The sequence below is a fragment of the Pseudomonas sp. PVC-5-1 genome, from assembly GCF_057444345.1.
In genome coordinates this window covers 293,655-319,481 of sequence record NZ_CM172024.1, presented here as the reverse complement: position 1 = coordinate 319,481, position 25,827 = coordinate 293,655, and the positions used below count along the sequence as shown (strand labels likewise).

23 protein-coding genes, 2 tRNA genes and 1 pseudogene are annotated in these 25,827 nt (G+C 62.8%); 19 read left to right on the top strand and 7 right to left on the bottom strand.

Annotation, left to right across the window (positions count from 1 at the left end):
• Positions 1 to 11: 11 nt before the first annotated feature.
• The 4 genes from AC2T3R_RS01390 to AC2T3R_RS01375 form a co-directional block, all read right to left on the bottom strand.
• A complete protein-coding gene (locus AC2T3R_RS01390; protein WP_410952705.1) occupies positions 12 to 272 on the bottom strand; it encodes a DUF2164 domain-containing protein in 261 nt (86 codons plus the stop codon).
• On the bottom strand, positions 273 to 911 hold the full coding sequence (gene hisH, locus AC2T3R_RS01385) for an imidazole glycerol phosphate synthase subunit HisH (RefSeq protein ID WP_013970493.1): 639 nt from the start codon (positions 909 to 911) through the stop codon (positions 273 to 275). It abuts the gene before it with no gap.
• Positions 912 to 1,505, bottom strand: a complete 594-nt coding sequence (hisB, locus tag AC2T3R_RS01380) for an imidazoleglycerol-phosphate dehydratase HisB (RefSeq protein WP_003255736.1) — start codon at positions 1,503 to 1,505, stop codon at positions 912 to 914.
• A 283-nt stretch (positions 1,506 to 1,788) separates the two neighbouring features.
• On the bottom strand, positions 1,789 to 3,450 hold the full coding sequence (locus AC2T3R_RS01375) for an OFA family MFS transporter (RefSeq protein WP_015268635.1): 1,662 nt from the start codon (positions 3,448 to 3,450) through the stop codon (positions 1,789 to 1,791).
• 387 nt (positions 3,451 to 3,837) lie between these two features.
• Here AC2T3R_RS01375 and AC2T3R_RS01370 point away from each other — a divergent pair, with 387 nt between their 5' ends.
• The 6 genes from AC2T3R_RS01370 (at position 3,838) to AC2T3R_RS01345 (ending at position 9,272) form a co-directional block, all read left to right on the top strand.
• Positions 3,838 to 6,084, top strand: coding sequence for an AsmA family protein (locus tag AC2T3R_RS01370; RefSeq protein WP_410952704.1), 2,247 nt, complete (start codon positions 3,838 to 3,840; stop codon positions 6,082 to 6,084).
• Complete coding sequence (gene mutY, locus AC2T3R_RS01365; RefSeq protein ID WP_013970490.1) at positions 6,081 to 7,148, top strand: A/G-specific adenine glycosylase; 1,068 nt, start codon at positions 6,081 to 6,083, stop codon at positions 7,146 to 7,148. Before AC2T3R_RS01370 ends, mutY begins: the two co-directional genes overlap by 4 nt.
• Complete coding sequence (locus tag AC2T3R_RS01360; RefSeq protein WP_003257478.1) at positions 7,145 to 7,417, top strand: oxidative damage protection protein; 273 nt, start codon at positions 7,145 to 7,147, stop codon at positions 7,415 to 7,417. Before mutY ends, AC2T3R_RS01360 begins: the two co-directional genes overlap by 4 nt.
• Before the next feature lie 90 nt (positions 7,418 to 7,507).
• A tRNA-Phe gene (locus AC2T3R_RS01355) sits at positions 7,508 to 7,583 on the top strand.
• A gap of 207 nt (positions 7,584 to 7,790) precedes the next feature.
• Positions 7,791 to 8,771, top strand: coding sequence for a polyphosphate kinase 2 (ppk2, locus tag AC2T3R_RS01350; RefSeq protein WP_486744542.1), 981 nt, complete (start codon positions 7,791 to 7,793; stop codon positions 8,769 to 8,771).
• Between the two features lie 57 nt (positions 8,772 to 8,828).
• On the top strand, positions 8,829 to 9,272 hold the full coding sequence (locus tag AC2T3R_RS01345; RefSeq protein ID WP_013970488.1) for a hypothetical protein: 444 nt from the start codon (positions 8,829 to 8,831) through the stop codon (positions 9,270 to 9,272).
• A gap of 180 nt (positions 9,273 to 9,452) precedes the next feature.
• Here the strand turns inward: AC2T3R_RS01345 and gabP are convergent, their stop codons facing one another.
• Complete coding sequence (gabP, locus tag AC2T3R_RS01340; RefSeq protein ID WP_410952702.1) at positions 9,453 to 10,838, bottom strand: GABA permease; 1,386 nt, start codon at positions 10,836 to 10,838, stop codon at positions 9,453 to 9,455.
• 665 nt (positions 10,839 to 11,503) lie between these two features.
• Between gabP and AC2T3R_RS01335 the strand changes: the two genes are divergently transcribed.
• The 5 genes from AC2T3R_RS01335 (at position 11,504) to AC2T3R_RS01315 (ending at position 15,814) form a co-directional block, all read left to right on the top strand.
• The gene (locus tag AC2T3R_RS01335; protein WP_003257472.1) at positions 11,504 to 12,277 is read left to right on the top strand and encodes an ABC transporter ATP-binding protein; all 774 of its coding nucleotides are present in this window, start codon (positions 11,504 to 11,506) and stop codon (positions 12,275 to 12,277) included.
• Positions 12,278 to 12,288: 11 nt separating this feature from the next.
• On the top strand, positions 12,289 to 13,044 hold the full coding sequence (locus tag AC2T3R_RS01330) for an ABC transporter substrate-binding protein (protein ID WP_015268630.1): 756 nt from the start codon (positions 12,289 to 12,291) through the stop codon (positions 13,042 to 13,044).
• 54 nt (positions 13,045 to 13,098) lie between these two features.
• Positions 13,099 to 13,791, top strand: coding sequence for an ABC transporter permease (locus AC2T3R_RS01325; protein ID WP_013970485.1), 693 nt, complete (start codon positions 13,099 to 13,101; stop codon positions 13,789 to 13,791).
• On the top strand, positions 13,791 to 14,480 hold the full coding sequence (locus AC2T3R_RS01320) for an ABC transporter permease (protein WP_015268628.1): 690 nt from the start codon (positions 13,791 to 13,793) through the stop codon (positions 14,478 to 14,480). Before AC2T3R_RS01325 ends, AC2T3R_RS01320 begins: the two co-directional genes overlap by 1 nt.
• Positions 14,481 to 14,608: 128 nt before the next feature.
• A complete protein-coding gene (locus tag AC2T3R_RS01315; protein WP_486744541.1) occupies positions 14,609 to 15,814 on the top strand; it encodes a methyltransferase in 1,206 nt (401 codons plus the stop codon).
• A gap of 351 nt (positions 15,815 to 16,165) precedes the next feature.
• Here AC2T3R_RS01315 and AC2T3R_RS01310 read toward each other — a convergent pair whose 3' ends face one another.
• Positions 16,166 to 16,441 (bottom strand): DUF3077 domain-containing protein, encoded by a 276-nt coding sequence (locus tag AC2T3R_RS01310; protein WP_486744539.1) that lies wholly within the window; start codon positions 16,439 to 16,441, stop codon positions 16,166 to 16,168.
• 564 nt (positions 16,442 to 17,005) lie between these two features.
• On the opposite strand from AC2T3R_RS01310, the gene AC2T3R_RS01305 reads away from it, so the two are divergent.
• The 5 genes and pseudogenes from AC2T3R_RS01305 to AC2T3R_RS01285 all read left to right on the top strand — a co-directional run bounded on the left by AC2T3R_RS01305 (position 17,006) and on the right by AC2T3R_RS01285 (position 18,850).
• Positions 17,006 to 17,254 carry a hypothetical protein gene (locus AC2T3R_RS01305; RefSeq protein WP_486744538.1) on the top strand — a complete coding sequence of 83 codons (249 nt, stop codon included), beginning with the start codon at positions 17,006 to 17,008 and terminating at the stop codon, positions 17,252 to 17,254.
• Positions 17,255 to 17,352: 98 nt separating this feature from the next.
• A tRNA-Thr gene (locus tag AC2T3R_RS01300) sits at positions 17,353 to 17,428 on the top strand.
• A 260-nt stretch (positions 17,429 to 17,688) separates the two neighbouring features.
• Positions 17,689 to 17,876: pseudogene (locus AC2T3R_RS01295) on the top strand (XRE family transcriptional regulator); the annotation flags it as partial.
• 9 nt (positions 17,877 to 17,885) lie between these two features.
• A complete protein-coding gene (locus AC2T3R_RS01290; RefSeq protein WP_486744537.1) occupies positions 17,886 to 18,518 on the top strand; it encodes a hypothetical protein in 633 nt (210 codons plus the stop codon).
• 125 nt (positions 18,519 to 18,643) lie between these two features.
• Complete coding sequence (locus tag AC2T3R_RS01285; RefSeq protein WP_486744536.1) at positions 18,644 to 18,850, top strand: DUF3079 domain-containing protein; 207 nt, start codon at positions 18,644 to 18,646, stop codon at positions 18,848 to 18,850.
• 475 nt (positions 18,851 to 19,325) lie between these two features.
• Here the strand turns inward: AC2T3R_RS01285 and AC2T3R_RS01280 are convergent, their stop codons facing one another.
• Positions 19,326 to 21,623 (bottom strand): TonB-dependent siderophore receptor, encoded by a 2,298-nt coding sequence (locus AC2T3R_RS01280; RefSeq protein WP_486744535.1) that lies wholly within the window; start codon positions 21,621 to 21,623, stop codon positions 19,326 to 19,328.
• Positions 21,624 to 21,763: 140 nt separating this feature from the next.
• Between AC2T3R_RS01280 and AC2T3R_RS01275 the strand changes: the two genes are divergently transcribed.
• The 3 genes from AC2T3R_RS01275 to AC2T3R_RS01265 all read left to right on the top strand — a co-directional run bounded on the left by AC2T3R_RS01275 (position 21,764) and on the right by AC2T3R_RS01265 (position 25,763).
• A complete protein-coding gene (locus tag AC2T3R_RS01275) occupies positions 21,764 to 22,483 on the top strand; it encodes a response regulator (RefSeq protein ID WP_486744534.1) in 720 nt (239 codons plus the stop codon).
• Between the two features lies 1 nt (position 22,484).
• Positions 22,485 to 23,852, top strand: a complete 1,368-nt coding sequence (locus AC2T3R_RS01270) for an ATP-binding protein (protein ID WP_486744533.1) — start codon at positions 22,485 to 22,487, stop codon at positions 23,850 to 23,852.
• Positions 23,853 to 24,092: 240 nt separating this feature from the next.
• Positions 24,093 to 25,763 (top strand): FMN-binding glutamate synthase family protein, encoded by a 1,671-nt coding sequence (locus tag AC2T3R_RS01265; RefSeq protein ID WP_486744532.1) that lies wholly within the window; start codon positions 24,093 to 24,095, stop codon positions 25,761 to 25,763.
• Positions 25,764 to 25,827: the final 64 nt, after the last annotated feature.

Genomic DNA, 25,827 nt, shown 5'->3' with positions numbered 1-25,827 from the left:
TTCTTGGGGTTTCAGGGCTTCTCGAGCGCCCACAGATCGCTTTCGATGCTCTCGAACCGCTCCTTGAGGTGCAGCTGAACATCGGCAATCGCCCTGTTGTAGTAAAGGGGTGCAATTTCTTTGCTGAACAGTTCGAGGACTTCGGCCACTTCGAACGACCCCAGCTCCAGCTCGAAACGGTCTTCGAGGAAGCGCTTGAGCGTGTGCAGCGCTTCGCGCTCCTGCTCGGGGGCCAGGGTGATGGCCGGGGCCTTGGTCTTCGACCTGCTCATTTACCAGCGCCCGTCCCAGGCGACGAAGTTCTGCAGCAGCTGCAGGCCATGGGTATGGCTCTTCTCCGGGTGGAACTGCACGGCAAAGCGCGAGCCATCGGCCAGTGCAGCGGCGAAATCGACACCGTAATGGCCGCGACCGACCACCTGGGCCGGCTTGCCGGCATTGATGTAATAGCTGTGCACGAAGTAGAACCGCGCACGGTCGGGGATGTCGTGCCACAGCGGGTGGTCGTTGGTCTGGCCGACTTCGTTCCAGCCCATGTGCGGCACCTTCAGGTGCTCGCCGTCTTCCTGCAGGTCTTTGCCGAAGAAGCGAACCTGGCCGGGGAACAGGCCGATACAGTCGACACCGTCGTTTTCTTCGCTGTGGTCGAGCAGTGCCTGCATACCCACGCAGATGCCGAGGAACGGGCGGTCCTGGCTGACTTCACGCACCAGGCTGTCGAAGCCCAGGCGGCGGATTTCTGCCATGCAGTCGCGAATCGCGCCCACGCCCGGGAATACCACGCGGTCGGCTTCGCGGATGACCGTGGCATCACTGGTGACCAGTACCTTGCCAGCACCTACATGCTCGAGCGCCTTGGCCACCGAGTGCAAGTTGCCCATGCCATAGTCGATTACGGCTACCGTCTGCATTTACAGGCACCCTTTGGTGGAAGGCATCTGCCCGGCCATGCGCTCGTCGAGGGTAATGGCCATGCGCAGGGCGCGGCCGAAAGCCTTGAACACGGTCTCGATCTGGTGGTGGGTGTTGTGGCCACGCAGGTTGTCGATGTGCAGGGTGACCAGGGCGTGGTTGACGAAGCCCTGGAAGAACTCCTGGAACAGGTCGACATCGAAGCCACCGACGCTGGCGCGGGTGTACGGCACATGCATCTGCAGGCCCGGGCGACCGGAGAAGTCGATGACCACGCGCGACAGCGCTTCGTCCAGCGGCACATAGGCGTGGCCGTAGCGGAAGATGCCCTTCTTGTCACCGATGGCCTGGGCAAATGCCATGCCCAGGGTGATGCCGACGTCTTCGACGGTATGGTGATCGTCGATATGCGTGTCACCCTTGCACTCGATATCCAGATCGATCAGCCCATGGCGGGCAATCTGGTCCAGCATGTGTTCAAGGAAAGGCACACCGATATCGAATCGGGCCTTGCCACTGCCATCGAGGTTGATCGAGCACTTGACCTGGGTTTCCAGGGTATTGCGCTCGACGGAAGCCTTACGTTCGACCATCACCAGCTCCGCAAAATCATTAGGCGAAAAGGGCTTCATTATAGGCCTAGAACGCGCCGGCTTGAAACGCGGATGACATATGGCAAAACGAGGAATTACGCAGGCTGGATACCGTTACAGGTCTATACAACCGCATGGCTTGGGGCTGCTTTGCAGCCCATCGCCGGCAAGCCAGCTCCCACAGGGGCCTCACAATCTTCCAGGCCTGTGGCATACCTGTGGGAGCTGGCTTGCCGGCGATAGGGCCAGTACAGCCAGCAAAGTCAGCCGGTTTTACCACTGATCAATGGAACAGCACAGCCGTCTTCTGCAGGGTAATCCAAACGCCCCAGGCCAACGGCACGACCACCACAGCCCAGGCCAGCAGCACCAGCGGCAGGCTGCCCGGCGCCGCTTTCCACTCCAGCGAGCGCGCCCCGTCGGCGCCCTTGTCATGGCTCAACGCCCGCTCGGCAGCCAGTTCGGCATCGCTCATGAAGTGCTTGTCGGCCACCGGTCGTACCAGCATGTTGCAGACAAAGCCCAGCACCAGCAGGCCGGCGAGGATGTACAGGGTCATGTCATAAGCAGCCGCACGCTCCACCCCGGCCGCCAATTGGTACTCGCGCAGGTAGGTGATAAGCACCGGCCCCAGCACCCCCGCCGCCGCCCAGGCAGTCAGCAGGCGGCCATGAATTGCGCCGACCATCTGCGTGCCGAAGAGGTCGGCCAGGTAGGCCGGTACCGTGGCAAAACCACCACCGTACATCGACAGGATTATGCAGAACGCCGCCACGAACAGCGCCACGTTACCCAGGTGCCCCATGTTCGGTACCAGGCTGTACAAGCCCACGCCCAAGGCAAAGAAGGCGAAATAGGTGTTCTTGCGGCCAATGTAGTCCGAGAACGACGCCCAGAAGAACCGCCCGCCGATGTTGAACAGGCTCAGCAGGCCAGTGAAGCCGGCGGCGATCGCGGCAATCTGCGCCAACTGGGCGCTGTTCAGCTCGCTGAAGCTCAGCCCGTTGCCCAGCAGCTTGCCGGCGAACACTTCCTGCAGCAACGGCGAAGCCATGCCGAGGATGCCGATACCCGCCGACACGTTCAGGCACAGCACCAGCCAGATCAGCGCGAACTGCGGGGTCTTCCAGGCCACGCTGACGTGAACGTGGCGGTCGGTGACCATGGTGTTGCCAGCTTTCTTCACTGGGGCGCTCCAGCCTTCGGGCTTCCAGCCGGTTGGCGGTACGCGATACGCCAGGGCACCGGCGGTCATGAACACGAAGTAGATCGCCGCCATGACGACGAAGCTCTGCCACACGCCCACTTCCTGCGCATTGCCGAAATGGCCCATCAGCGCGGTGGCCAGTGGTGCACCGACCATGGCCCCGCCACCGAAGCCCATGATCGCCATGCCGGTGGCCATGCCGCGCTTGTCCGGGAACCACTTGATCAAGGTCGACACCGGCGAGATGTAGCCCAGGCCCAGGCCGATACCCCCGATTACGCCGGAACCCAGCCACATCAGCCACAGCTGATGGGTTTTCACGCCAATCGCCGAAATCAGCATGCCACCGCACCAGCACAGCGCCGACACCAGGCCGGCCTTGCGCGGGCCGGCGTGTTCCAGCCAACCACCCAGCACGGCCGCCGAGCAACCGAGGAAGACGAAGAACAGGGTGTAGATCCAGCTCAGCATGGAAATCGGCCAATCGCATTCGGCGCTGAACATACGGGCCATGAAGCCCATGTCCGCCGCGCAGGCGACCGGGGCGGTGATGCCTAGGGCTTGCGACAGCGGCAGCCAGAACACCGAGAAGCCATAGGCCATGCCGATGCACAGGTGGATGGCAAGGGCGGCCGGTGGGACCAGCCAGCGGTTGAAGCCCGGACGGGCGATGATGCGCTCCTTCGACAGGAAGCCCGGCGCACTGGCCAAGGTCCCCGCCGCGACGGTACTGCTCATGGATCAGATCCTTCTTATAGGGAGGGTGCAGGCAAAGCGGCGCAAGGGTAGCAGTATCAAGTAGCGTGAAAGCAATCTGATATCGTTAATTTTTGCTCGGCTGAAACGGTCATGTTGCCTATACCGGCCCTATCGCCGGCAAGCCAGCTCCCACAAGTGCCCCACCGACCTCGGGGACAGCGGGATCCCTGTGGGAGCTGGCTTGCCGACGATAGGGCCAGTACAGGCCACACATTCGGAACTGACAAAATCATGGCTGTCGAAAGCCGTACCATCTGCTGTACGCGTAGGAAATGCCCCGTATCTCTAGTCGAATACGCAGGGGTAACCACTGCGGCGCTATACTCTGGCGCTTGAATTTCAAAAACGGACTACAAGGACTCGCCCATGAAAGCGTTCGGCAAAATCCTGGGACTTGGGCTTCTCGGGTTGCTGCTGATCATCGTGGCGCTGGGCTTCGCCCTGACCCACCTCTTCGATCCCAACGACTACAAAGACGAGATTCGCCAGCTGGCACGTGACAAGGCTCACGTCGAGCTGACCCTCAACGGTGACATTGGCTGGAGTCTGTTCCCGTGGCTGGGCCTGGAGTTGCACGATGCGAGCATCGCCACCTTGAACAAACCCAAGGAGCCCTTCGCCGACCTGCAGATGCTCGGGCTTTCTGTACGTGTGCTGCCACTGCTGCGCCGCGAAGTGCAGATGAGCGACGTGCGCGTCGAGGGCCTGAACCTGACCCTGGCCCGTGACGAACAGGGCCATGGCAACTGGGAAGACATCGGCAAGCCGCTGCCCACGCAGAACGGCGCCAGTGCCGATGGGCAGGCCAGTGCTCCAGCCCAGGCACCGGCCGAACAGGCGTCGGCACCAGTCGCCAGCAATGAACGCGCCGTCAAGCTGGACATCGACAGCCTGACCGTGAACAACGCCCGCGTGCAATACACCGATGCCAAGACCGGCCAGAGCTACAGCGCCGAAAGCATCCAGCTGAGCACCGGCCCAGTCCACGAAGGGGCGAACATTCCACTCAAGGCCAGCGCCTTCCTCAGCGCCAGCCAGCCGAACATCAAGGCCCGCACCGAACTGGCCGGCGAGCTGCGCTTCGACCGCAAGCTCAAGCGCTACAACTTCGAAGACATGCGCCTGTCGGGCGAAACCTCGGGTGAGCCCACCGGCGGCAAGACCGTGACCTTCGCCGCCCAAGGCCAATTGCTGGTCGACCTGGCCGCCAATGTCGCCTCGTGGAACGGCCTGAAAGTCTCGGCCAACCAGCTGCGCGCCCTGGGCGAGCTGAACCTGCGAGACCTGGACAAGGCACCGCAGCTGAGCGGCGGCCTGTCCATCGCCCAGTTCGACCTGCGCACCTTCCTCGACAGCATCGGCCGCCCGCTGCCGGCCACCAACGACCCGGCGGCCTTCGCCAAGCTGGAAATGGTCACCCGCCTGCAGGGCACGCCGAACAGCCTGGCCCTGGAAGACCTGGCGGTGAAGCTGGACGACAGCACCTTCACTGGCCGCGTGGCCGTCGAAGACTTCGCCAAACAGGCCCTGCGCCTGCAGCTCAAGGGCGACACCTTCAACGCCGACCGCTACCTGCCGGCCAAGAGTGAAGAGGCCAAGGGCGCCACCGCCGCGCGTCAGGCCGAGGTCAAGCAACAGGAAGCCACCGCGGTCGCCGGCCCTGGCACCACGCCACTCCCCAACGCCCCGACCCAGGTCGCCTGGAGCGACGACAAGCTGCTGCCGGTCGACCGCCTGCGCGCCCTCGACCTGCAAGCCGACCTGGCCTTCGGTTCGCTGACCCTGGACAAACTGCCGATCGAAGACGCCCAGCTCAAGGCGATCGGCCAGGGCGGCCTGCTGACCCTGCAAACCCTGCGCGGTGAACTGTACAACGGCACCTTCGAGGCCAAGGGCACGGTCGATGTGCGCCCTGCCGTGCCGCAGCTGGGCGTCAACACCAGCATCCAACGGGTGCCGGTGGAACACTTCATCAAGACCGAGGGCAAGGAACAGACGCCACCGGTCAAAGGCCTGCTGACCCTGACCAGCGACCTGACCGCCACCGGCAACAGCCAGAAGGCCCTGGTCGATACCCTCAACGGCAACGCCAACTTCGTCATCAACGATGGCGTGCTGGTCAATGCCAACCTGGAACAGCAGCTGTGCAAGGCCATCGCCACGCTGAACCGCAAATCGCTCACCGGCGAGCCTCGCGGCAAGGACACCCCGTTCCAGGAACTGCGTGGCAGCCTGGTAGTACGCAATGGCGTTGCCAACAACCCGGACCTCAAGGCGCGCATTCCGGGCCTGACCGTCAATGGCCATGGTGACCTCGACCTGCGCGTACTGGGCATGGACTACAACGTTGGCGTGGTCGTCGAAGGCGACCAGCGCGCCATGCCGGACCCGGCCTGCCAGGTCAACGAGCGCTATGTGGGTGTCGAAATACCGCTGCGTTGCCGCGGCCCGCTGGAGCTGGGCGCCAAAGCCTGCCGCCTGGACCAGGACGGCCTGGGCAAGGTTGCCGCCAAGGTGGCCGGCAACCGTCTGCAAGACAAGATCGATGAAAAACTCGGAGACAAAGTGAGCCCGGAATTGAAAGACGCGCTCAAGGGGCTGTTCAAGCGATGAGCCCCGAGCAGTTCTCCAGCGCAGTGCTGGATTGGTATGACGAACACGGTCGGCACGACCTGCCCTGGCAACAGGGCATCAACCCGTACCGGGTGTGGGTGTCGGAAATCATGTTGCAGCAGACCCAGGTCAGCACCGTGCTCAACTACTTCGACCGCTTCATGCAGGCCCTGCCGACCGTGCAGGCCCTGGCCGAGGCGCCGGAGGACGAGGTACTGCACCTGTGGACAGGCCTGGGTTACTACACCCGGGCACGCAACCTGCAAAAGGCCGCGAAGATCGTGGTCGAACAGCATGGCGGCGAATTCCCGCGCAGTGTCGAGCAGCTCACCGAACTGCCCGGCATCGGTCGCTCCACCGCCGGCGCCATCGCCAGTATCAGCATGGGCATCCGCGCACCGATCCTCGACGGCAACGTCAAGCGCGTGCTCGCCCGCTACACCGCCCAGGCCGGCTACCCCGGCGAGCCCAAGGTGGCCAACCAGCTGTGGGCCACGGCCGAACGCTTTACCCCACAGCAGCGCGCCAACCACTACACCCAGGCTATGATGGACATGGGTGCCACGCTGTGCACCCGCAGCAAGCCCAGCTGCCTGATCTGCCCGCTGCAGCGCGGCTGCGAAGCGCACCTGCACGGTGAAGAAACCCGCTACCCCGAGCCCAAGCCGCGCAAGGCACTGCCGCAACGCCGCACGCTGATGCCGCTGCTGGCCAACCACGAAGGCGCCATCCTGCTTTACCGTCGCCCGTCCAGCGGCCTGTGGGGTGGTTTGTGGAGCCTGCCGGAACTGGACGACATTGCCCAGCTCGACGACTTGGCCTACCAGCACGGCCTGCGCCTGGCTGACAGCCGCGCCATGGACGGCCTGACCCATACCTTCAGCCACTTCCAGCTGGCGATCGAGCCCTGGCTGGTGCGCGTCGACCCGGTCGGCCAGCACGTGGCCGAGGCCGACTGGCTCTGGTATAACCTCGCCACCCCGCCGCGCCTGGGCCTCGCCGCCCCGGTGAAAAAGCTGCTCAAACGCGCGGCCGACGAACTGATTGCAGGAGACGCCCGATGACCCGCACCGTGATGTGCCGCAAGTACAAAGAAGAACTGCCAGGCCTGGAGCGCCCGCCCTACCCCGGCGCCAAGGGCCAGGACATCTTCGAACACATCTCGCAGAAAGCCTGGGCTGACTGGCAGAAGCACCAGACCATGCTGATCAACGAAAAGCGCCTGAACATGATGAACGCCGAGGACCGCAAATTCCTCCAGGGCGAGATGGACAAGTTTTTCGCCGGCGAAGAATACGCCCAGGCGGAAGGCTACGTTCCACCCTCGGAATGACCCCACGGAACGTAAGCGACGGAATTAATTTAAAATTTTTTCAAAAAGTCGTTGACGAGCGGTCTGAAAGTCTATTTAATTCACCTCGTCGCCCAGATAGCTCAGTCGGTAGAGCAGAGGATTGAAAATCCTCGTGTCGGCGGTTCGACTCCGTCTCTGGGCACCACCTTCAAGCTTCTGGTGGTTGCAAAGTTACCCGAAGCGACAACAAGAAACCCGCCTAGTGCGGGTTTTTTGTTGTCTGTGAATTTTCATAATCCAACAGCTTCAATCCTCAAATCCCCTCACGTCTCATTGATAGACATCAAATAGCTATCACTCGCTCACCTTCACAATCGAAGACGGACATCCGACTCGACCCGCAAGGACCTCCATGAGCGAAGAATCCCCCCTCCTGCTCCCCGCCCCCAGCGAGCCCGCCATCACCCCAGCCCGCACGCGCCGCCCACGCCAGCGCAAGCCGGAGCCGACGATCACCAGCATCAGCCAGCAACCTGCTGCACTGGAAGTCGCCACCGCCCCCAAGGGCAGCAACGAAGACAGCACCTCGGCCCGCTTGCCCACCAGCTACCCGTACCGCACCCGCATGCGTCGCCAGGACTACGAGAAGGCCAAGCATGCGCTGCAGATCGAGTTGCTGAAGGTACAGAGCTGGGTGAAGGAAACCGGCCAGCGCGTGGTGATCCTGTTCGAAGGGCGCGATGCCGCAGGCAAGGGCGGCACCATCAAGCGGTTCATGGAGCACCTCAACCCACGCGGCGCGCGCATCGTGGCCCTGGAGAAGCCTTCCGAGCAGGAAAAAGGCCAGTGGTACTTCCAGCGCTACATCCAACATCTGCCCACGGCAGGTGAAATGGTGTTCTTCGACCGCTCCTGGTACAACCGCGCCGGTGTCGAGAAGGTGATGGATTTCTGCTCGCCACTGCAGTACCTGGAGTTCATGCGCCAGGCGCCGGAGTTGGAGCGCATGCTGTGCAACAGCGGCATCCTGTTGTTCAAGTTCTGGTTCTCGGTGAACCGCGAAGAGCAGCTGCGCCGCTTCATCTCGCGCCGGGACGACCCGCTCAAACACTGGAAGCTGTCCCCCATCGACATCAAGTCGCTGGACAAGTGGGAGGACTACACCGCAGCCAAGGAGGCGATGTTCTTCCATACCGACACGGCCGATGCACCTTGGACGGTGATCAAGTCCGATGACAAGAAGCGTGCGCGGATCAATTGCATCCGGTACTTCCTGCATTCGCTGGACTACCCGGGCAAGGACCGCAGCGTGGCGCATGCGCCGGATGCGCTACTGGTCGGGCGAGCGTCCCGCGGCTTCGAGGAAGATGAGGCAGAGCCGCAGGCCAGTTGAATCGGCGTGCCTGCTGCGCTTCAATACGCGCAAATTCCGCCCCACCAAGGATTCACCATGGCCACCCCAACCAAGCAACAGAAACGCGCCAAGCGCGCCGCCAGCAAGGCCAAGCAGAACCGCATGGTACGCAGCGGCCAGGCGGTCAAGGCCAGTGCCGGTGACAGCGCCAGCATCGAGCAGGTGTACAACAAGGCCATGGAGTCGGGCAGCTACGACCCGCTGTTCAAGAAGATGAAGGAAGCCCAGGAAGGCGGCCTGGTACCGATGATTTCGGTGTTCCTGGTAGACCCGCTGCTGGCCCTTGTGCTCAAGGGACACAAGGAAGAACACGCCACCGATTACATCGTGCTGGTGTTCAATGCCTACCGCAAATGGCTGGATGGGGCCGACGAAGAAGCCACCATGGCCTGGCTGGAGAGCGATGAGTTCCAGGCCGCCTACGTGGCGGCTTCGGAGCTGGTTGCCAAGCAGCAACAGCAGCAGAAGCAATTTGGCTGACAGGGCTGTGTAGCCTGCCCGGGCCCTATCGCCGGCAAGCCGGCTCCCACAGGTACACCCCAGGCTTAAAGGCAATGCCGTCCCTGTGGGAGCGGGCAAGCCCGCGAAAGAGCCGGAACAGGCAACAAAAAAGGCCGCGCCCTTCACAGGACGCGGCCTTTTCATTTCAGCCAGCGCGGATCAGTTATCCAGCGCCACCCTCCCGGCAGCTTCACGCTTGCGGTGCACCAGCAAGCCAGCCGCCACCACACCGATGCTCAGCAGTGCGGTCGCGATGATTTCGGCACGGTGGTCCTCACGCAGCGCCATTACCACCAGAATGGCAATGATGAAGGCAATGGTCGCCCAGGTCAGGCCCGGGAACAGCCACATCTTGAAGGTGATCTTCTCGCCACGGGCCTCACGCTGGGCGCGCATGCGCAGCTGCGACACGGCAATCACCAGGTACACCAGCAGCGCAATGGCACCAGAGCTGGCCAGCAGGAACTCGAACACCTGGGCCGGGGCCACGAAGTTGGCGAACACACAGAGGAACGCCGCTGCAGTGGACAGCAGAACCGCCACATGCGGGGTAGCCGACTTGGTGGTGCGCTGGGCAATGGCCGGGGCGTCACCACGCTTGCTCAGCGAGAACAGCATGCGCGACGAGGTGTACAGCGCCGAGTTCAGGCAGCTGGTCACGGCGATCAGCACGACGATGTCGACGATCAGCTTGGCATTCGGCACGCCGATGCGGCTCAGCACAGTCTGGTAGGAACCGGTCTCGGCCAGGGCCGGGTCGTTCCACGGTACCAGGGCTACGACCAGGAAGATCGACACCAGGTAGAACAGGCAGATACGCCAGATCACCGAGTTGGTGGCGCGGCTGATCTGCTTGCCCGGGTCCTTCGACTCGGCAGCGGCGATGGTAACGATTTCGGTACCCATGAACGAGAACATGGTGGTCAGCATGGCTGCCAGCACCGCGCCCAGGCCGTTAGGCATGAAGCCCTGGGTGTCGAACAGGTGGCTGGCACCGCTTACCTGGCTGCTCGGCACAAAGCCGAACAAGGCAGCACAACCCACAGAGATGAAGCCGATGATCGCCAGCACCTTCAGCAGAGCGAACCAGAACTCGAACTCGCCGTAGTTCTTCACGCTGCACAGGTTGGTCAGGGTCAGCGCCAAGGTGATGACCAGGGAGAACGCCCACAGGTCGACCGCAGGGAACCAGGCATGCAGGATGGCTGCGGCGGCGTTGGCCTCCAGCGGAATTACCAGTACCCAGAACCACCAGTACAGCCAGCCAATGGTGAAACCGGCCCAGCGTCCGATGGCGCGGTCGGCATAGGTAGAGAACGAACCGGTGTCAGGCGAGGCGACCGCCATTTCACCCAACATGCGCATGACCAGCACGACCAGCGTGCCGGCGGCAGCGTAAGCCAGCAGCACGGCTGGGCCGGCAGCAGCGATGGCGTGGCCGGAGCCAACGAAAAGGCCGGCACCGATGACGCCAGCGATGGACAGCATGGTCACATGCCGTTGTTTGAGCCCCTGAGCGAGGTCATTGGAATTGTTACCGCTCATTGAAACTACCTTTGTAAGGAGTGGACCACTCCGACTGCGGTTACGGAGCGCGCCTGGGGTTGACCTGGGCGTCGCTGCAATCGGCGGTTTCCTACTGGCAATAAGCGCGCCATGTGCTGAATACATTCGTCAGAAAAGTCGGTAGCCCTTTTAGCATGCGGTTTGGAGGGCTTTCGGCCAACGGCTGACCGAAAGGCCACCAAATCATCGGATTACTGAAATACCCACTTACAAACGCACCAAAGGTGCTCCCAGGTAACACCTTGTGCACCGCTGCAATGCAAAAAAGTGCAACCTAGAGGTACAACCCAAAGACCTGGCCGCCCCCATTCGCGGGCATGCCCGCCCCCACAGGTCAGGTGCAACCATTTGAGCCTTTTAAAGAACCTGTGGGAGCGGGCGGGCCCGCGAAAGGTCTAAAACCGCTTCCATGAGCGGGCCAAAGCTGGCACCATCGCGCCTTTTTTCATCAAGGCTCTGGTGCTGGGCGACACCTTCGCGGACATCCGCGCGACGTTGCGCTGCAACGATGCGACAAACTGCCCCACCAGCGCCCCAAGTCCCCAGCGACCCTGTTGGCCGTGATAATGCCGCTATGCTAGCGTGGCGCACGCCAGGAAGGCCGCCAACAGCTGGGAACGCACCCGTACACATGAGGACCGCACATGGCTCAGGCCACGCCCGCGCTGGAAATCCGCAATCTGCACAAACGCTATGGCGAGCAGGAAATTCTCAAGGGCATTTCGCTGACCGCACGCGACGGTGACGTGATCTCCATCCTGGGGTCGTCCGGCTCCGGCAAATCCACCCTGCTGCGCTGCATCAACCTGCTCGAAAACCCGCACCAGGGCGAAATCCTGGTTGCCGGTGAAGCCCTCAAGCTCAAGGCCGCCAAGAACGGCGACCTGGTCGCCGCCGACAACCGCCAGATCAACCGCCTGCGCAGCGAGATCGGCTTCGTCTTCCAGAACTTCAACCTGTGGCCGCACATGTCGATCCTCGACAACATCATCGAGGCGCCACGCCGCGTGCTTGGCCAGAGCAAGGCCGAGGCCATCGAAGCCGCCGAAGCCCTGTTGAACAAGGTGGGCATCTACGACAAGCGTCACAGCTACCCCGCCCAGCTTTCCGGTGGCCAGCAGCAGCGCGCCGCCATTGCCCGTACCCTGGCCATGAAGCCCAAGGTCATCCTGTTCGACGAGCCAACTTCGGCGCTCGATCCGGAAATGGTCCAGGAAGTGCTAAACGTTATCCGCGCATTGGCCGAAGAAGGCCGTACCATGCTGCTGGTGACGCACGAGATGAGCTTTGCCCGCCATGTGTCCAGTGAAGTCGTCTTCCTGCACCAGGGCCTGGTCGAAGAGCAGGGATCGCCGCAGCAGGTCTTCGAGAACCCGACCTCGGCGCGTTGCAAGCAATTCATGTCCAGCCACCGCTAACGGAGCAATACATGCACACTTACAAGAAGTTCCTCCTGGCAGCTGCTGCCACGCTGGTGATGTCGGCCAACGCCCTGGCCGCAGAAAAACTGCGCATGGGTATCGAAGCCGCCTACCCACCGTTCAACAACAAGGATGCCAGCGGTAACGTAGTCGGCTTCGACAAAGACATCGGCGACGCCCTGTGCGCCAAGATGAAAGTCGAGTGCTCGGTCGTCACCTCCGACTGGGACGGCATCATCCCGGCCTTGAACGCCAAGAAGTTCGACTTCCTGGTGTCGTCGCTGTCGATCACCGACGAGCGCAAGCAGGCCGTGGACTTCACCGAGCCGTACTACTCCAACAAGCTGCAGTTCATCGCGCCGAAAAACGTCGACTTCAAGACTGACAAGGCCTCGCTCAAGGGCAAGGTGATCGGTACCCAGCGCGCCACCCTGGCTGGCACCTGGCTGGAAGACAACTACGGTAACGACGTAGAGATCAAACTGTACGACACCCAGGAAAACGCCTACCTCGACCTGGTTTCCGGCCGCATCGACGGCATCCTGGCCGACAAGTACGTGCAGTACGAGTGGCTGAAGAGCAAAGACGGCTCGAACTTCGAGTTCAAGGGTGAGCCAGTGATGGACAGCGACAAGATCGGCATTGCCGTGCGCAAGGGTGACACCAAGCTGCGCGACGACCTGAACAAGGCCCTGGCAGAAATCAAGGCCGACGGCACGTACAAGAAGATCAACGACAAGTACTTCCCGTTCAGCATCGAATGATCCGCCCCGACCGGCGCGCCCTTGCGGCGCGCCAGTCCCTAGAATGACCTGCCCATGAATATCGACCTGCACGGATTCGGTCCGGCCATGATGGCCGGCACCCTGATGACCGTAAAACTGGCGCTTTGCGCCTTGCTGCTGGGCCTGGTCCTGGGCCTGCTCGGCGCCCTGGCCAAGACTTCCGCGATCAAGCCGCTGCAATGGCTTGGTGGCTTCTATTCGACCCTGGTTCGCGGCGTGCCCGAACTGCTGTGGGTACTGCTTATCTATTTCGGCACCGTCGGCTTGATGAACGCCCTCGGTGAAGCCCTGAACATGCCGGGCCTGGAGCTCAGCGCGTTCGCTGCGGGCGTGATCGCCCTGGGCCTGTGCTTCGGCGCCTACGCCACCGAAGTGTTCCGTGGCGCCATCCTGGCGATCCCCAAGGGCCACCGTGAAGCTGGCCTGGCGCTTGGCCTGTCCAAAGGCCGCATTCTGTCGCGGATCATCCTGCCGCAGATGTGGCGCATCGCCCTGCCCGGCCTTGGCAACCTGTTCATGATCCTGATGAAGGACACCGCCCTGGTGTCGGTGATCGGCCTGGAAGAAATCATGCGCCACGCACAAATCGGCGTGACCGTGACCAAAGAGCCGTTCACCTTCTACATGGTCGCGGCCTGCATCTACCTGAGCCTGACCATCATTGCCATGACCGGTATGCACTTCATGGAAAAACGCGCCGCTCGCGGCTTTGCGAGGGCTGAATAATGAATTGGGAAGTCATCATCAAATGGCTGCCACGCCTGGCCCAGGGTGCGACCCTGACCCTGGAGCTGGTGGCCATCGCGGTGGTTGCCGGGTTGATCCTGGCCATCCCGCTGGGCATCGCCCGCTCCTCGCGCCACTGGTATGTGCGCGCGGTGCCGTTCAGCTACATCTTCTTCTTCCGTGGCACGCCGCTGCTGGTGCAGCTGTTCCTGGTCTACTACGGGCTGGCGCAGTTCGACGCGGTGCGTTCGAGTTCGCTGTGGCCGTACCTGCGCGATCCGTTCTGGTGCACCGTGCTGACCATGACCCTGCACACTGCTGCCTACATCGCCGAGATCCTGCGCGGCGCGCTGCAGTCGATCCCCAAGGGTGAGATCGAGGCGGCGCGGGCGCTGGGCATGTCGCGAGGCAAGACGCTGTTCTACATCATGCTGCCACGCGCCGCGCGCATCGGCCTGCCGGCGTACAGCAACGAAGTGATCCTGATGCTCAAGGCCAGCGCCTTGGCCAGTACCGTGACCCTGCTGGAACTGACTGGCATGGCCCGTACCATCATCGCCCGCACCTACCTGCCGGTAGAGATCTTCTTTGCCGCCGGGGTGTTCTACCTGGTGATCTCGTTCGTGCTGGTGCAGGGCTTCAAGCTGCTGGAGCGCTGGTTGCGCGTGGATGCGTGCCAGGGCCGCTGAGACCTCACTGACTGCTTCGCGGGCACGCCCGCTCCCACAGGTGTAGCGCCAACCTTGAATGTGGCGCTATACCTGTGGGAGCGGGCGTGCCCGCGAAGAGGCCCTCGAATCCACCACACATCCTTGCCATGCCCAACCACCTCCACAGCCCCCACCTAAGCACCCGCTTCCAGGCCCTCGACCAGTTCCTGATCGAGCACCAGCAGCTGTGGAAACCCCGCCCCTTCACCAGCCTGCAGCTGGCCTGGGAAACCGCCCACCCCGAGCTTGCCGCCCACCTGCGCCAATGCTCCCTGGCAGACGCCGAAACCGACACCACCGCTGCCCCGTTGCCCGCCCCGTTCCCGCAACTGGCCCAGCAAGCCCGACAGCTTTCGGCACTCGGCAACCTCCCGGAAAACGACCTGCCCCCCGCCGCGCATCGCCTCGACGTAGCCGTCCCCGGCCGCAAATGGCAGCAGATCGAAGCCTTCGCCAGCCACCTGGCCTTTCGCGAACAGCCTCGCCACTGGCTGGACTGGTGCTCCGGCAAAGGCCACCTGGGCCGCCGCCTGCTGCAACCCGGCCAACACCTGACCTGCCTGGAATACGACGCCGAACTGGTCGCCGCCGGCCAGGCCCTGAGCACGCACCACCACTTGCCGGCGCAGCATGTGCACCAGGATGTGATGGCCAACGACAGCGCCCGCCACCTGGCTGGCGACAAAAGCGTGGTTGCCCTGCACGCCTGTGGCGACCTGCATGTGCGCCTGATGCAACTGGCCAGCCAGCAAGGTTGCCGACAACTGGCCGTGGCCCCCTGCTGCTACAACCGCATCGCGGCGCAGCATTACCAGGCGTTATCCACAGCCGCCCAAGCCTCCAGCCTGCGGCTGTCACTGGACGACCTGGGCCTGCCCTTGAGCGAAACCGTTACCGCCGGCGCCCGCGTGCGGCGCCAGCGCGACACCTCGATGGCCCGGCGCCTGGGCTTCGACCTGCTGCAACGCCAGCAGCGCCAGACCGACGAGTACCTGCCGACGCCATCGCTACCTGTGGCCTGGCTGGAGAAGCCCTTCGAGCAGTACTGCCGCGACCTGGCCGAACTCAAGCAATTGCAGCTGACTGGCAACCCTGACTGGGCTGCCCTGGAAGCCGCAGGCTGGCAACGCCTGGCCGAGGTCCGCAACCTGGAGCGCGTGCGCAACCTGTTCCGCCGGCCGCTGGAGCTGTGGCTGGTACTCGATCGCGCCCTGTTCCTCGAAGAACAAGGCTACAACGTGCGCCTTGGCCTGTTCTGCGACTACCCACTCACCCCGCGCAACCTGCTAATCCTTGCCGAACGCGACCGTTAGCCGCAGCACAACCTGTGGATAACTCTGTGAACAAGCTTGTGATTACCTGTTGGATCCAAGCGCTATTTCAAGCGTTTGGCTTATTCCGGCTTGCGCGTCAAGGCCAGTAAAAACAGGCGTTTGCGCAAAGACCGGCGGTGTATCGATCCGGCATGCCTTTCGCGCAAGTCGCCGATGCCACTTGTGCATAAACATTTCTTGTGGTTGGCGCAAGCATTGTTTGCACGGCCTTTGTGGGTTCTTTTTCTTGCTCAGAAATCTGCAGGTTTACGCGATTCCTGTGGGAGCGGGCGTGCCCGCGAACACGGGCGAAGCCCGTGCCATGCAACGCGGTGCCCACTCCCACACCTTTCAATGCGCCTTGTTCTTGGCAATCTCGATATCGTTCATCAGCGCCTTGACCATGTCGCACAGATAATCGGCGGCGCCCAGGAATTTATGGTCATCCTCCATATCCCCTTCGCGCACCAGATGCTTGATGTAGCCCATCAGGATCGAGACATGCTCATAGGCAGCATCGACGGGGACGCCAGGCTCCACGCGTAGCAGATTGAGGGATGGGTTACCGGCTGCGAGGAAGGTTTCCACGCCTGCGGTAGTGATGGGTTCGATGATGGTTTTCTTCATGGCATAAATCCTTACTCGGGGAGGGGACTGCCAGAAATCTTTCTCACGGATTTGGGTGGCAGCCGTACGCGGGGTGAGAAACCGGTCGAATAAGGAAGCCCGGCCAGACCGAAGTCTGCCCGCGTACGGCCACCATAAATGGGTAGCGCTTATTCGATCAGGGTTCTCACACCCGGTCGCCAGAGCGACCCGAAAACGGTATCCGTGAGCCATTTCCCCGACAACAGCGATACTTCGGCGGCGCGCGTAGGATAGTTCCGAAGCCATCAAACCCTGAAGCTGTTAGCCCTAAAGTTCAGAATCTTCGTACAGCTGATGGCCTATTCGCGGGCGCGCCCGCTCCCACAAGTACTACACAGTTTCAAGGGTTGTGGAGATCCTGTGGGAGCGGGCAAGCCCGCGAATAGGCCATCACAAGCAACACAAAGCTAATGCCCGACCGCCGCAACGGTGTATCATCCGCCCCCCCAAATGATTAAAAAGTGACGTCGCGCGCTACCCGCCAGCCCCGCGACCTTCTGGCGTTGCGCCAGAACCGACAATGGACTAACGGACCCGACCATCGTGACCCAAGCCAAGCCCCTCGCCCTGCTGACCCTCGCCCTGGCCCTGACCGGCTGCGCCAGCGGCACCGCTCCCCACTCCAACAGCAGCCTGGGCTGGAACCACCCCGGCATGCAGCTGGGCGGCGACAACGGCCTGCCCCTGCGCACCGAAACCCCCTGCCGCAAGCGCGGCTGCGACAACGACAAGCTGTTCTTCAACCCGGGCAAAACCGAGCCGAGCGTCACCACCATCCATCGCGGCTGGTAGGAAAATTCTTCTTTCAGGTCGGTGACTTAGGTCATTTGCGAACATTCGCAACGAAGTGGTTTACAGGCGCCAACCGATCGTTATAATGACGCCCCATTGCCGGTATAGCTCAGATGGTAGAGCAACTGACTTGTAATCAGTAGGTCCCGGGTTCGATTCCTGGTGCCGGCACCATACGCAGTATCAAAAAAGGCTCACCAAAAGGTGGGCCTTTTTTGTTTTCAGGGTCGCCCACATCAGCCTTGGCCTTGAGGTCGATGCGGTCGGTGTAGGAGCTGGCTTGCCTGCGATGGGCTGCGCAGCGGCCACCAGCGATCCCAAAGAAGAGCGCAGCCAGAGACCAGACACGTCTTCCAACATAAACGCTTTGACTCGCCCACCTGGCCCCGCCACGATTTATCGTAAATTTTAGGTATTCCTGCTGAGGCAAGCCGATGGCGCTTCAATTCCACGAAAGCCTTTCCACGCCACCCACGATGCAGACACGGCCAGCAAAATGGCCTTGAAAATGGACCTGTCCATTTTCATCACGGCCTGCATCAAAAAAATGGGCCTCAAGCAGCATGATGCTGCGACCAGGCTGAACGTAACCCAATCCCGAAAATCCGAGCTTGCAAATGGTTGATTCTCGATGAAGCGCGAGAGTGGGGCCAGTAATACCAGTGAGGCGATGACTGTGCCCTCGAATACGGCGCATGGGGCCCAGCATTGCGACACCCCCTCGCTCGATTACTCGCTAGAAAAACTCTGGGCGCTTGTGTCCGCTGACATGCCCCCCTCTGATCAACATGCCCGTCAGGCACTCGAGCACCTGGTCGTTCAAGCTACAAAAACCTCGCTGGACAAGCTCGACAAGGCCGTTGCCGAGACTTTCGCTCTCCTCTTCTGGTACAGAAACGAGGATATGCGCGAAGCACTGGAAAATCGCTTGAACATGCCAAGGCTCGCACCCGAGAGGAAGCGGCGCCTGATGTATCTGGTTGACCGGCTTCGCCGTTTTCCATGCATGAAGCCGGAACAAACCGAGCAGATGAAGAAGCTGGTCACCCGCTGGAAGGACCTGGCTCAAGATCTGAATGGAAAACTGGTAGAAAAGGCGCAAGCGGTAAACCGTTACGACAAGGTTGCTGCTACGTGGGGCGTGGCTGAGCCCGTATCCAGTCTGATGAACATGGTGCTTGAACTGCAAACCCGGCACTTTGTAGATGCCCACCATCCGCCGAACGGCTATGCCCAATTGGCAACGCGTCCCCCTCACCACTGATACGGTAATGTTGGGTCAGTTGAGGTTTGTAGTGGCTGTACTCCTCCCCAAGATTGATCTCAATCAAGCCTGACGCAGGCACGCAGCATAGCCTGAGATCCGTCAGCACTTGAGGGAAGGAAACCATGGCCAAGAAATTCCCCACAAACCCCAGCCACCCGGAGCGCATCTGCTGGGGCTGCGACCTGTATTGCCCGGCCAAGGCGTTGGCCTGTGGCAATGGCGCGAGCCGGACCATGCACCCGGTGGAACTGTTTGGTGAGGACTGGGATAGTTTCGAAGACCGGCTGGAGAAGCCGGTTGATCGCCAGCAAGAGACTGGCCCTAGGTGAAATAGGGCAGCTTTGTGGCCCATAGCCGGCAAGCCGGGCTCTCATAGAACTGCAGATAACTCATTGAATTAGCAGGGGCCATATGGGAGCGGCTTTAGCCGCGAACACCGGCGCAGCCGGTGCCATACACCGCGTTGGATTCTTCGCGGCTAAAGCCGCTCCCACAGGGTACGCGGATTGCTTGCAATTTCAGTTATCTACGCGATAGCGCAGCCCAAAGGGCTGGGCCATCTACCACAGGTACAGCGCATGGTTTGAGCCTGGCGCCGACCCAGCGAATCAGGTGCTGCGGTGGATGGCACGGGCTTCGCCCGTGTTCGCGGGCGCGTCCGCTCCCCCAGGGATCGCGCCACCTGTTAGAAATTGAGCAAGGTAGTTGGTCCCAACGGGGCGCGCCGGGCTCAAGGCGTGCGCTGTACCTGTGGGAGCCCGGCTTGCCGGCGATGGGCTGCGCAGCAGCCCCAGGTGCGGTTGATCAGAACGCTGTGCTGACCGTCAGCGACAGGTTGCGTGGGTCACCATAAATCGCCCCGGCATAGAACCCGTAGCGGGTGTAGTAGTGCTTGTCGAACAGGTTGTTGGCGTTGAGGCTGACGCTGGTGTCGTCGGTCAGCTGGTACTTGGCCATGGCATTCCAGATGGCATAACCGGACCAGTTCACGTCAGTGGCACCGTTGCTCACACCATTGCTCGGCTGGCCCGCCGGGCTGGAGATTGCGCGGATGTTGCTCTGCGCAGTAACCCCGGCGCCCAGGGTCAGGCGGTCGAGCGGGCCGGAAAGGCGGTAGGTGGTCGAAGCCTTGAACAGGTGCGACGGGTCGCTGCGGCCATCGCTGTCGACGCGGCGGAAGTGCAGGTAGGTGTAGCCGGCGTACACATTCCAGCTGGGGGTCAGGGCGCCGGCGATTTCCAGGTCGATACCGTCGGTTTCCTGGCCGGAACCGGCCTTGTAGGCGTCACTACCGGTCGGAGTGGTGAGGTCGCCGTCGAGCACTGCCTTGTTTTCCTGCTTGGTGCGGAAGTACGCCGCGGAGGCGTTCAGGCGGCCCTCGAACCACTCTCCCTTGATACCCGTCTCGTAGCTTTGCCCGCGAATCGGCTCGACCTTGCTGCCGCTGCTGGTTTCAGCGGTTTGCGGGGTGAAGATGTCGGTGTAGCTGGCGTACAGCGAGTAGTTGTCGTTGAGGTCGTACACGGCGCCCAGGTACGGGGTGACGATGCCGTTCTCTTCCTGGCTGGTACGTGCGCCAGCCACGCTGCGGGTGGTGGCCGAGTAGTTGCTGGTGCGCACGCCGAGGATGACCGACAGTGGGTCGGTGATTCTCAGGCGGGTTGCCGCGTACATGCCCTGCAGGCGGGTGGTGGTCTTGCTGTGGCGGCCGGTGCGCGAGGCGATGATGTTGTAGTCGTCATCCACGCCATTGCGCCAGTCGGTCAGCGGGAAGCCGTTGTTGGCGCGGAACTGGCAACCCAGCGCAGGCGCACTGGCCATGCCGTCACCGACCATGGTGCAGGTGTATTCCGGCGACCAGGCCACGGTGCGGCTGTCGTTGTAGCCAACCATCGCCTGGTGGGTACGGCCAAACAGTTGGAACGGGCCGGACAGGTCGATCTGCGCCGACTGCTGGGTGGTGTCGGTGGAGCTGTGCAGGCCGTTGAGCACGGCGCCGCTGCCATCCTGGTCCCAGTAGCCGCCGTAGCTGCCACGGCCCGCCGAGTTGACCTTGGCCAGGCCGCGGTGGTTGAGGGTTTCGGCGGTGCTCTGGGCGGCTTTCAGGTCCAGCGTCCAGTCGTTGTCGAAGCGGTGCTCCAGCGAGCCGAACGCGGTGCGGGTGGTGTACTCGCCAAAGCTCCAGCTGGGTACCACGTTGGTGCTGCGCGGCAGGTCGGTCTTGCTGCCATCGCTGTACCAGATCGGGATGTTCGCACCCCAGCCACCGCCAACAATCTTGTTGTACTCGTACTGGTAGCCGGCACCAAGGGTGGTGGCGTCGTCCAGGTCAAACTCGAAGTTGGCCAGCGCGGCGCGGGAGCGCTCGGACTGGTTGTCGCGGAATGAGTTGGCGTCCTGCTGGGTCATCACGAAGCGCGAACGCAGGCGGCCGTCTTCGGACAGCGGCAGGTTGAGGTCGGCGCCCAGGCGGCGCTTGTCCCAGCTGCCGTAGGTGGCGTAGGCACTACCGCCGAACGTCCTGGTCGGTGCCTTGCGGATCAGGTTGACGGTGGCCGACGGGTCGCCGGTACCACCCAGCAGGCCGTTGGCGCCGCGCACGATGTCGATGCGCTCGTACAGGTCCATGTTCAGTGCGTTGCCGCCGCCACTGAAGTCCGAGCCGCCCTGGAACTGCAGGCCATCGACCTTCCAGTTGCTGATCGAGTAACCACGGGCACGGTAGTCGGTACGCCCGCCCACTTCGGACTTGCTCGCGGTCACACCCGGGGTGGTTTCCAGCGCTTGCTCGATGGTGTGGATGTCGCGGTCATCCATCTGCTGGCGGGTAATGGTGGTGACCGACTGCGGCGTCTGGCGCGGCGTCAGGGCCAGGCCGGTGGAGCTGCGGGTGCTTTCGACGGTGTAACCCAGCTGACCGGCTTCGTCGGTAGGCAGCATGGCGCTGTCTTCGATCTGCGTGGCCTCCAGTTCCAGGGGCTTGCTGTCGGCAGCCATCGCGCCACCGCTGACGGCCACGGCAATGAACAGGGCCAGCGGTTTGAGGCGCGTGCCGCCTCGGCTGATGGAGGGGAAGGCGTTCGGGGTGCTCTCGGAGTTCATTTGGGAAGGCTTCGTATTTGCAGATGATTTTTTGTTAGGATTCTAGGGATCGGCCCCCCGGGCTCCAGACCCGGCTTGTACGGGGATGTAATCGAACGTAACGAGCGCCACCGGCCCTCACCGAACAGGTGTTTTTCTGCATGAGCACAACCTTGCTTGTTGTCGATGATGACGACGAGATCCGCGAACTTCTTTGTGATTACCTGACAGATGCCGGCTATAACGTACTGGCAGCGGCTGACGGCGAGCAGATGCGCGAGCAACTGGCCCGGCACAAGGTGGAGCTGGTGGTGCTGGACCTGATGCTGCCGGGCGAAGATGGCCTGAGCCTGTGCCGCCAGCTGCAAGCCACGCCGGGGCTGGCGGTGATCATGCTGTCGGCCAAGGGCAGCACGCTGGACCGCATCATCGGTCTGGAGGTGGGTGCCGATGACTACCTGGCCAAGCCCTTCGAGCCACGCGAGCTGATCGCCCGGATCAAGGCCGTGCTGCGTCGTCCGCAACGCCTGGATGCGCCCGCCGAAGAGCCGGTAGAAGATGCCCAGCTGTTCACCGGCTTCCGCCTGGAACACGTGAAACGCCTGCTCACCCGCCCCGATGGCGAGACCCTGACCCTGCCCCGCTCCGACTACCGCGTACTGCGCGAGCTGCTGGAAGCCAACAACCGCGTGGTGTCCCGCGACCAGCTGACGCGCAGTGCGTTCGGCCGCGACCACCTGCCCGACGACCGTTCGGTGGACATGTGCGTCAGCCGCCTGCGCCAGCACCTGCGCCACGCGCCGGCGGGTGGCGCGCAAATTCTCACCATCCGCAACGAAGGCTATTTGCTGAGCATCGCCACCAACGGGGCCGATGCCTGACATGCGCTGGCTGCGCCGGCTGTGGCCACGCACGTTGTTTGGCCAGTTGCTGCTGATAATGGTCAGCGGCACCGTGCTGATCCAGTTGATGTCCAGCAGCATCTGGTTCGATGTGCGTTTTGCCCAGGTTCTCGAGGCCCCTGTCCGGCTGATTGCCGCACGCAGCGCGCCGTTGATCGCCCAGGCCGACTGCCGTGCCGGTTCACTGCAGGCGCCAGCGCATTACCAACTGCGTTGCAGCGAAGCCCTACCCACGCCGGTGCAGGACGAGCGCCGCGGGCGCAGGCGTGTCGAGCTGTTGCTGCACCAGGCCCTCGAGTACGAGTTGGGGCATGCCCAGGACGTGCGCCTGATGAAGGTGCAGTTGACCGACGAACAGGGCCAGCCGATCGTCTGGCGCAGCCTGTTCGGCCTGCGCACGGCCCAGGCGCATCTGCAGTTCGCGGTGCCGTTGGCCGATGGGCACTGGCTGACCATCGAGGGCCAGGAACTGCAAGGCTGGAGCGGCGAGTCGGCCTGGGTGTTGATCAGCGATTACCTGTTGCGGGTGTACGCGCTGCGCATCGTCGCGGTATTGCTGGTGTGCCTGATAGCCGTGCGCCTGTGCCTGCGCCCGCTTCGGCGCCTGGCCGATGCCGCGCGCGGCCTGGGTAGCAACCTCGAGCAGCCGCCCTTGGCGCTGGATGGCCCGGAGGAAGTGCGCCAGGCGGCCCAGGCCTTCAACGCCATGCAGCAGCGGCTGATCGCGATGGTCAACGACAAGGCCTACTTCCTGGCCGCCGTGTCCCACGACCTGCGCACCCCGCTGACGCGCATGCGCCTGCGCCTGGAGCGCTTGCCGGACGACGAAAACCGGCAACGCCTGCGGCAGAACATCGCGCAGATGGACAACATGATCGGCCAGGTGCTCGATTACCTGCGCGCGGGGGAGCAGCAGAACTTGCAACAGGTAGACCTGGACCGGCTGGTGGTGCGCCAGTGCGCGGAGCTGGCCACTGCCGAAGAGCCGTTGCCGGTGCATGGCCAGGCGGGCAGCCTGCGGGTCGATGCCCTGCTGCTGCAGCGCTGCCTGCAGAACCTGCTGGTCAATGCGTTGCGTTATGCCAAGGAGGTTTCGGTCACGCTGGAGCAGGCGACCACGGGGGTGTTCATCCATATCGATGACCATGGCCCGGGGATTGCTCCGGGCCTGCTGGCGACCATCATCGACCCGTTCGTGCGCGGTGACGGGTCGCGCAATCAGGCGTCCGGGGGGTATGGGCTGGGGTTGAGCATCGCCCAGCGGATTGCTGCCAGCCATGGGGGCGAATTGCTGTTGGCGAACCGCGAGGGGGGTGGGTTGCGGGTCAGCGTGTTGTTACCTCGCTAACACTTTTGCGGGGGAGGAACTGTACCGCCTGTACGGGCCTCATCGCCGGCAAGCCAGCTCCCACAGGTACTGCGCATGGCTTGAAATCGGTGCGGTCGAGGTGGGAGCTGGCTTGCCGGCGATGAGGCCAGCACAGGCAACACAACCACATTCAGGTAACAGTCTTTTACCGATTACCCAGGTTTTCCCCTCCCCGCCTTTGCCTATCCTATGCCCGGTCATCCTGCCTGCGATGGACCCATGAAACACTCTCTACCCAGCCGCTACGCCTGCCTCGCCCTCTGCCTGCTGTTCACCTTCGCCAGCCTGCCGCTGCTACCCCAGCATGCCTGGTTGTGGCCGTTGACACTGATCACCACGCTGCTCAGCCTGGTCGGCCTGAACGACCTGCGGCAAAGCCACCACGCCGTGCGCCGCAACTACCCGATCCTGGGCAACATCCGCTACCTGATCGAAACCATCCGCCCGGAAATCCGCCAGTACCTGATCGAGGGCGACGACGACAAGCTGCCGTTCTCCCGCTCGCAGCGTTCGCTGGTCTACGCCCGGGCCAAGAACGAAAGCGCCGAGAAGGCCTTCGGCACCCTCAACGATGCCTACAAGCCCGGCTTCGAGTTCATCAGCCATTCCATGCTGCCAGTGGCCACGCCAGACCCGGCATCGTTCCGCATCGCCATTGGCGGGCCGCAATGCCGCCTGCCCTATTCGGCATCTATCTTCAACATCTCGGCCATGAGCTTCGGCGCCCTCAGCGCCAACGCCATCGCCGCCCTGAACCGCGGTGCACGCATGGGCCGTTTTGCCCATGACACCGGCGAAGGCAGCATCAGCCCGTACCACCGCGAACATGGCGGTGACCTGATCTGGGAAATCGGCAGTGGCTACTTCGGCTGCCGCACCGAGGACGGCCGCTTCGACCCGCAGCGATTCGCCGAGCAGGCGCGCTCGCCGCAGGTGAAGATGATCGAGATCAAGCTCAGCCAGGGCGCCAAGCCGGGCCACGGTGGCATCCTGCCGGGGCACAAGGTCAGCCCCGAAATTGCCGCAACCCGTGGCGTGCGCGTGGGCGAAGATTGCATCTCGCCAGCGGCGCACAGTGCCTTCCGCACGCCAGTCGAGTTGCTGCAGTTCGTGGCCAGCCTGCGCGAGCTGTCGGGCGGCAAGCCGGTGGGGTTCAAATTCTGCCTGGGCCACCCTTGGGAGTTCATGGGCATTGCCAAGGCCATGCTGGCCACTGGCATCACTCCGGACTTCATCGTCGTCGATGGCAAGGAGGGCGGCACCGGTGCGGCGCCACGCGAGTTCAGCGACAACATGGGCGTACCGATGCGCGAGGGCCTGATGTTCGTGCACAACACCCTGGTCGGCCTGAACCTGCGCGCCAGTATCCGCATTGGCGCGGCAGGCAAGATCGTCAGCGCCTTCGACATCGCCAGCGTGCTGGCCATCGGGGCGGACTGGGTCAACTCCGCGCGCGGCTTCATGTTCGCCATTGGCTGCATCCAGTCGCAGAGCTGCCATACCAACAAATGCCCGACCGGGGTGGCCACGCAAGACCCGCTGCGCCAGCGCGCCCTGGTGGTGCCGGACAAGGCCGAGCGGGTGGCCAGCTTCCACCGCAACACGCTGCATACGTTGGCCGAAATGTTGGCTGCCGCGGGCCTGGAACACCCTTCGGAGCTCAAGCCCAAGCACCTGGCGCGGCGTATCAGCCCTAGCGAAATCGGGCTGTTCTCGGACCTGCACACGTTCCTCAAGCCGGGCGAATTGCTCAGTGGCTCGATTGAAAGCGAGTTTTATGCGCGGATGTGGCGGATGGCGCGTAGTGACAGCTTTGCGCCGGAGACTGGAGATATTGCAGTAAGGGCTGTGGCATCAGCTGTTCGTCACGAGCAGACTGAACCAGCATGACATCCAGAACTGGGGCTGCTCTGCAGCCCTTCGCGGGCTTGCCCGCTCCCACAGGTATAGCGCC

Coding starts and splice junctions, on each gene's coding strand:
- AC2T3R_RS01370 (WP_410952704.1), top strand. CDS start 3,838: ATGAAAGCGTTCGGCAAAATCCTGGGACTTGGGCTTCTCGGGTTGCTG.
- mutY (WP_013970490.1), top strand. CDS start 6,081: ATGAGCCCCGAGCAGTTCTCCAGCGCAGTGCTGGATTGGTATGACGAA.
- AC2T3R_RS01285 (WP_486744536.1), top strand. CDS start 18,644: ATGGCCAAGAAATTCCCCACAAACCCCAGCCACCCGGAGCGCATCTGC.
- AC2T3R_RS01335 (WP_003257472.1), top strand. CDS start 11,504: ATGGCTCAGGCCACGCCCGCGCTGGAAATCCGCAATCTGCACAAACGC.
- AC2T3R_RS01390 (WP_410952705.1), bottom strand. CDS start 272: ATGAGCAGGTCGAAGACCAAGGCCCCGGCCATCACCCTGGCCCCCGAG.
- AC2T3R_RS01315 (WP_486744541.1), top strand. CDS start 14,609: ATGCCCAACCACCTCCACAGCCCCCACCTAAGCACCCGCTTCCAGGCC.
- AC2T3R_RS01375 (WP_015268635.1), bottom strand. CDS start 3,450: ATGAGCAGTACCGTCGCGGCGGGGACCTTGGCCAGTGCGCCGGGCTTC.
- hisH (WP_013970493.1), bottom strand. CDS start 911: ATGCAGACGGTAGCCGTAATCGACTATGGCATGGGCAACTTGCACTCG.
- gabP (WP_410952702.1), bottom strand. CDS start 10,838: ATGAGCGGTAACAATTCCAATGACCTCGCTCAGGGGCTCAAACAACGG.
- AC2T3R_RS01345 (WP_013970488.1), top strand. CDS start 8,829: ATGGCCACCCCAACCAAGCAACAGAAACGCGCCAAGCGCGCCGCCAGC.
- AC2T3R_RS01290 (WP_486744537.1), top strand. CDS start 17,886: ATGAAGCGCGAGAGTGGGGCCAGTAATACCAGTGAGGCGATGACTGTG.
- AC2T3R_RS01330 (WP_015268630.1), top strand. CDS start 12,289: ATGCACACTTACAAGAAGTTCCTCCTGGCAGCTGCTGCCACGCTGGTG.
- AC2T3R_RS01320 (WP_015268628.1), top strand. CDS start 13,791: ATGAATTGGGAAGTCATCATCAAATGGCTGCCACGCCTGGCCCAGGGT.
- AC2T3R_RS01270 (WP_486744533.1), top strand. CDS start 22,485: ATGCGCTGGCTGCGCCGGCTGTGGCCACGCACGTTGTTTGGCCAGTTG.
- hisB (WP_003255736.1), bottom strand. CDS start 1,505: ATGGTCGAACGTAAGGCTTCCGTCGAGCGCAATACCCTGGAAACCCAG.
- AC2T3R_RS01325 (WP_013970485.1), top strand. CDS start 13,099: ATGAATATCGACCTGCACGGATTCGGTCCGGCCATGATGGCCGGCACC.
- AC2T3R_RS01275 (WP_486744534.1), top strand. CDS start 21,764: ATGAGCACAACCTTGCTTGTTGTCGATGATGACGACGAGATCCGCGAA.
- AC2T3R_RS01310 (WP_486744539.1), bottom strand. CDS start 16,441: ATGAAGAAAACCATCATCGAACCCATCACTACCGCAGGCGTGGAAACC.
- ppk2 (WP_486744542.1), top strand. CDS start 7,791: ATGAGCGAAGAATCCCCCCTCCTGCTCCCCGCCCCCAGCGAGCCCGCC.
- AC2T3R_RS01265 (WP_486744532.1), top strand. CDS start 24,093: ATGAAACACTCTCTACCCAGCCGCTACGCCTGCCTCGCCCTCTGCCTG.
- AC2T3R_RS01360 (WP_003257478.1), top strand. CDS start 7,145: ATGACCCGCACCGTGATGTGCCGCAAGTACAAAGAAGAACTGCCAGGC.
- AC2T3R_RS01280 (WP_486744535.1), bottom strand. CDS start 21,623: ATGAACTCCGAGAGCACCCCGAACGCCTTCCCCTCCATCAGCCGAGGC.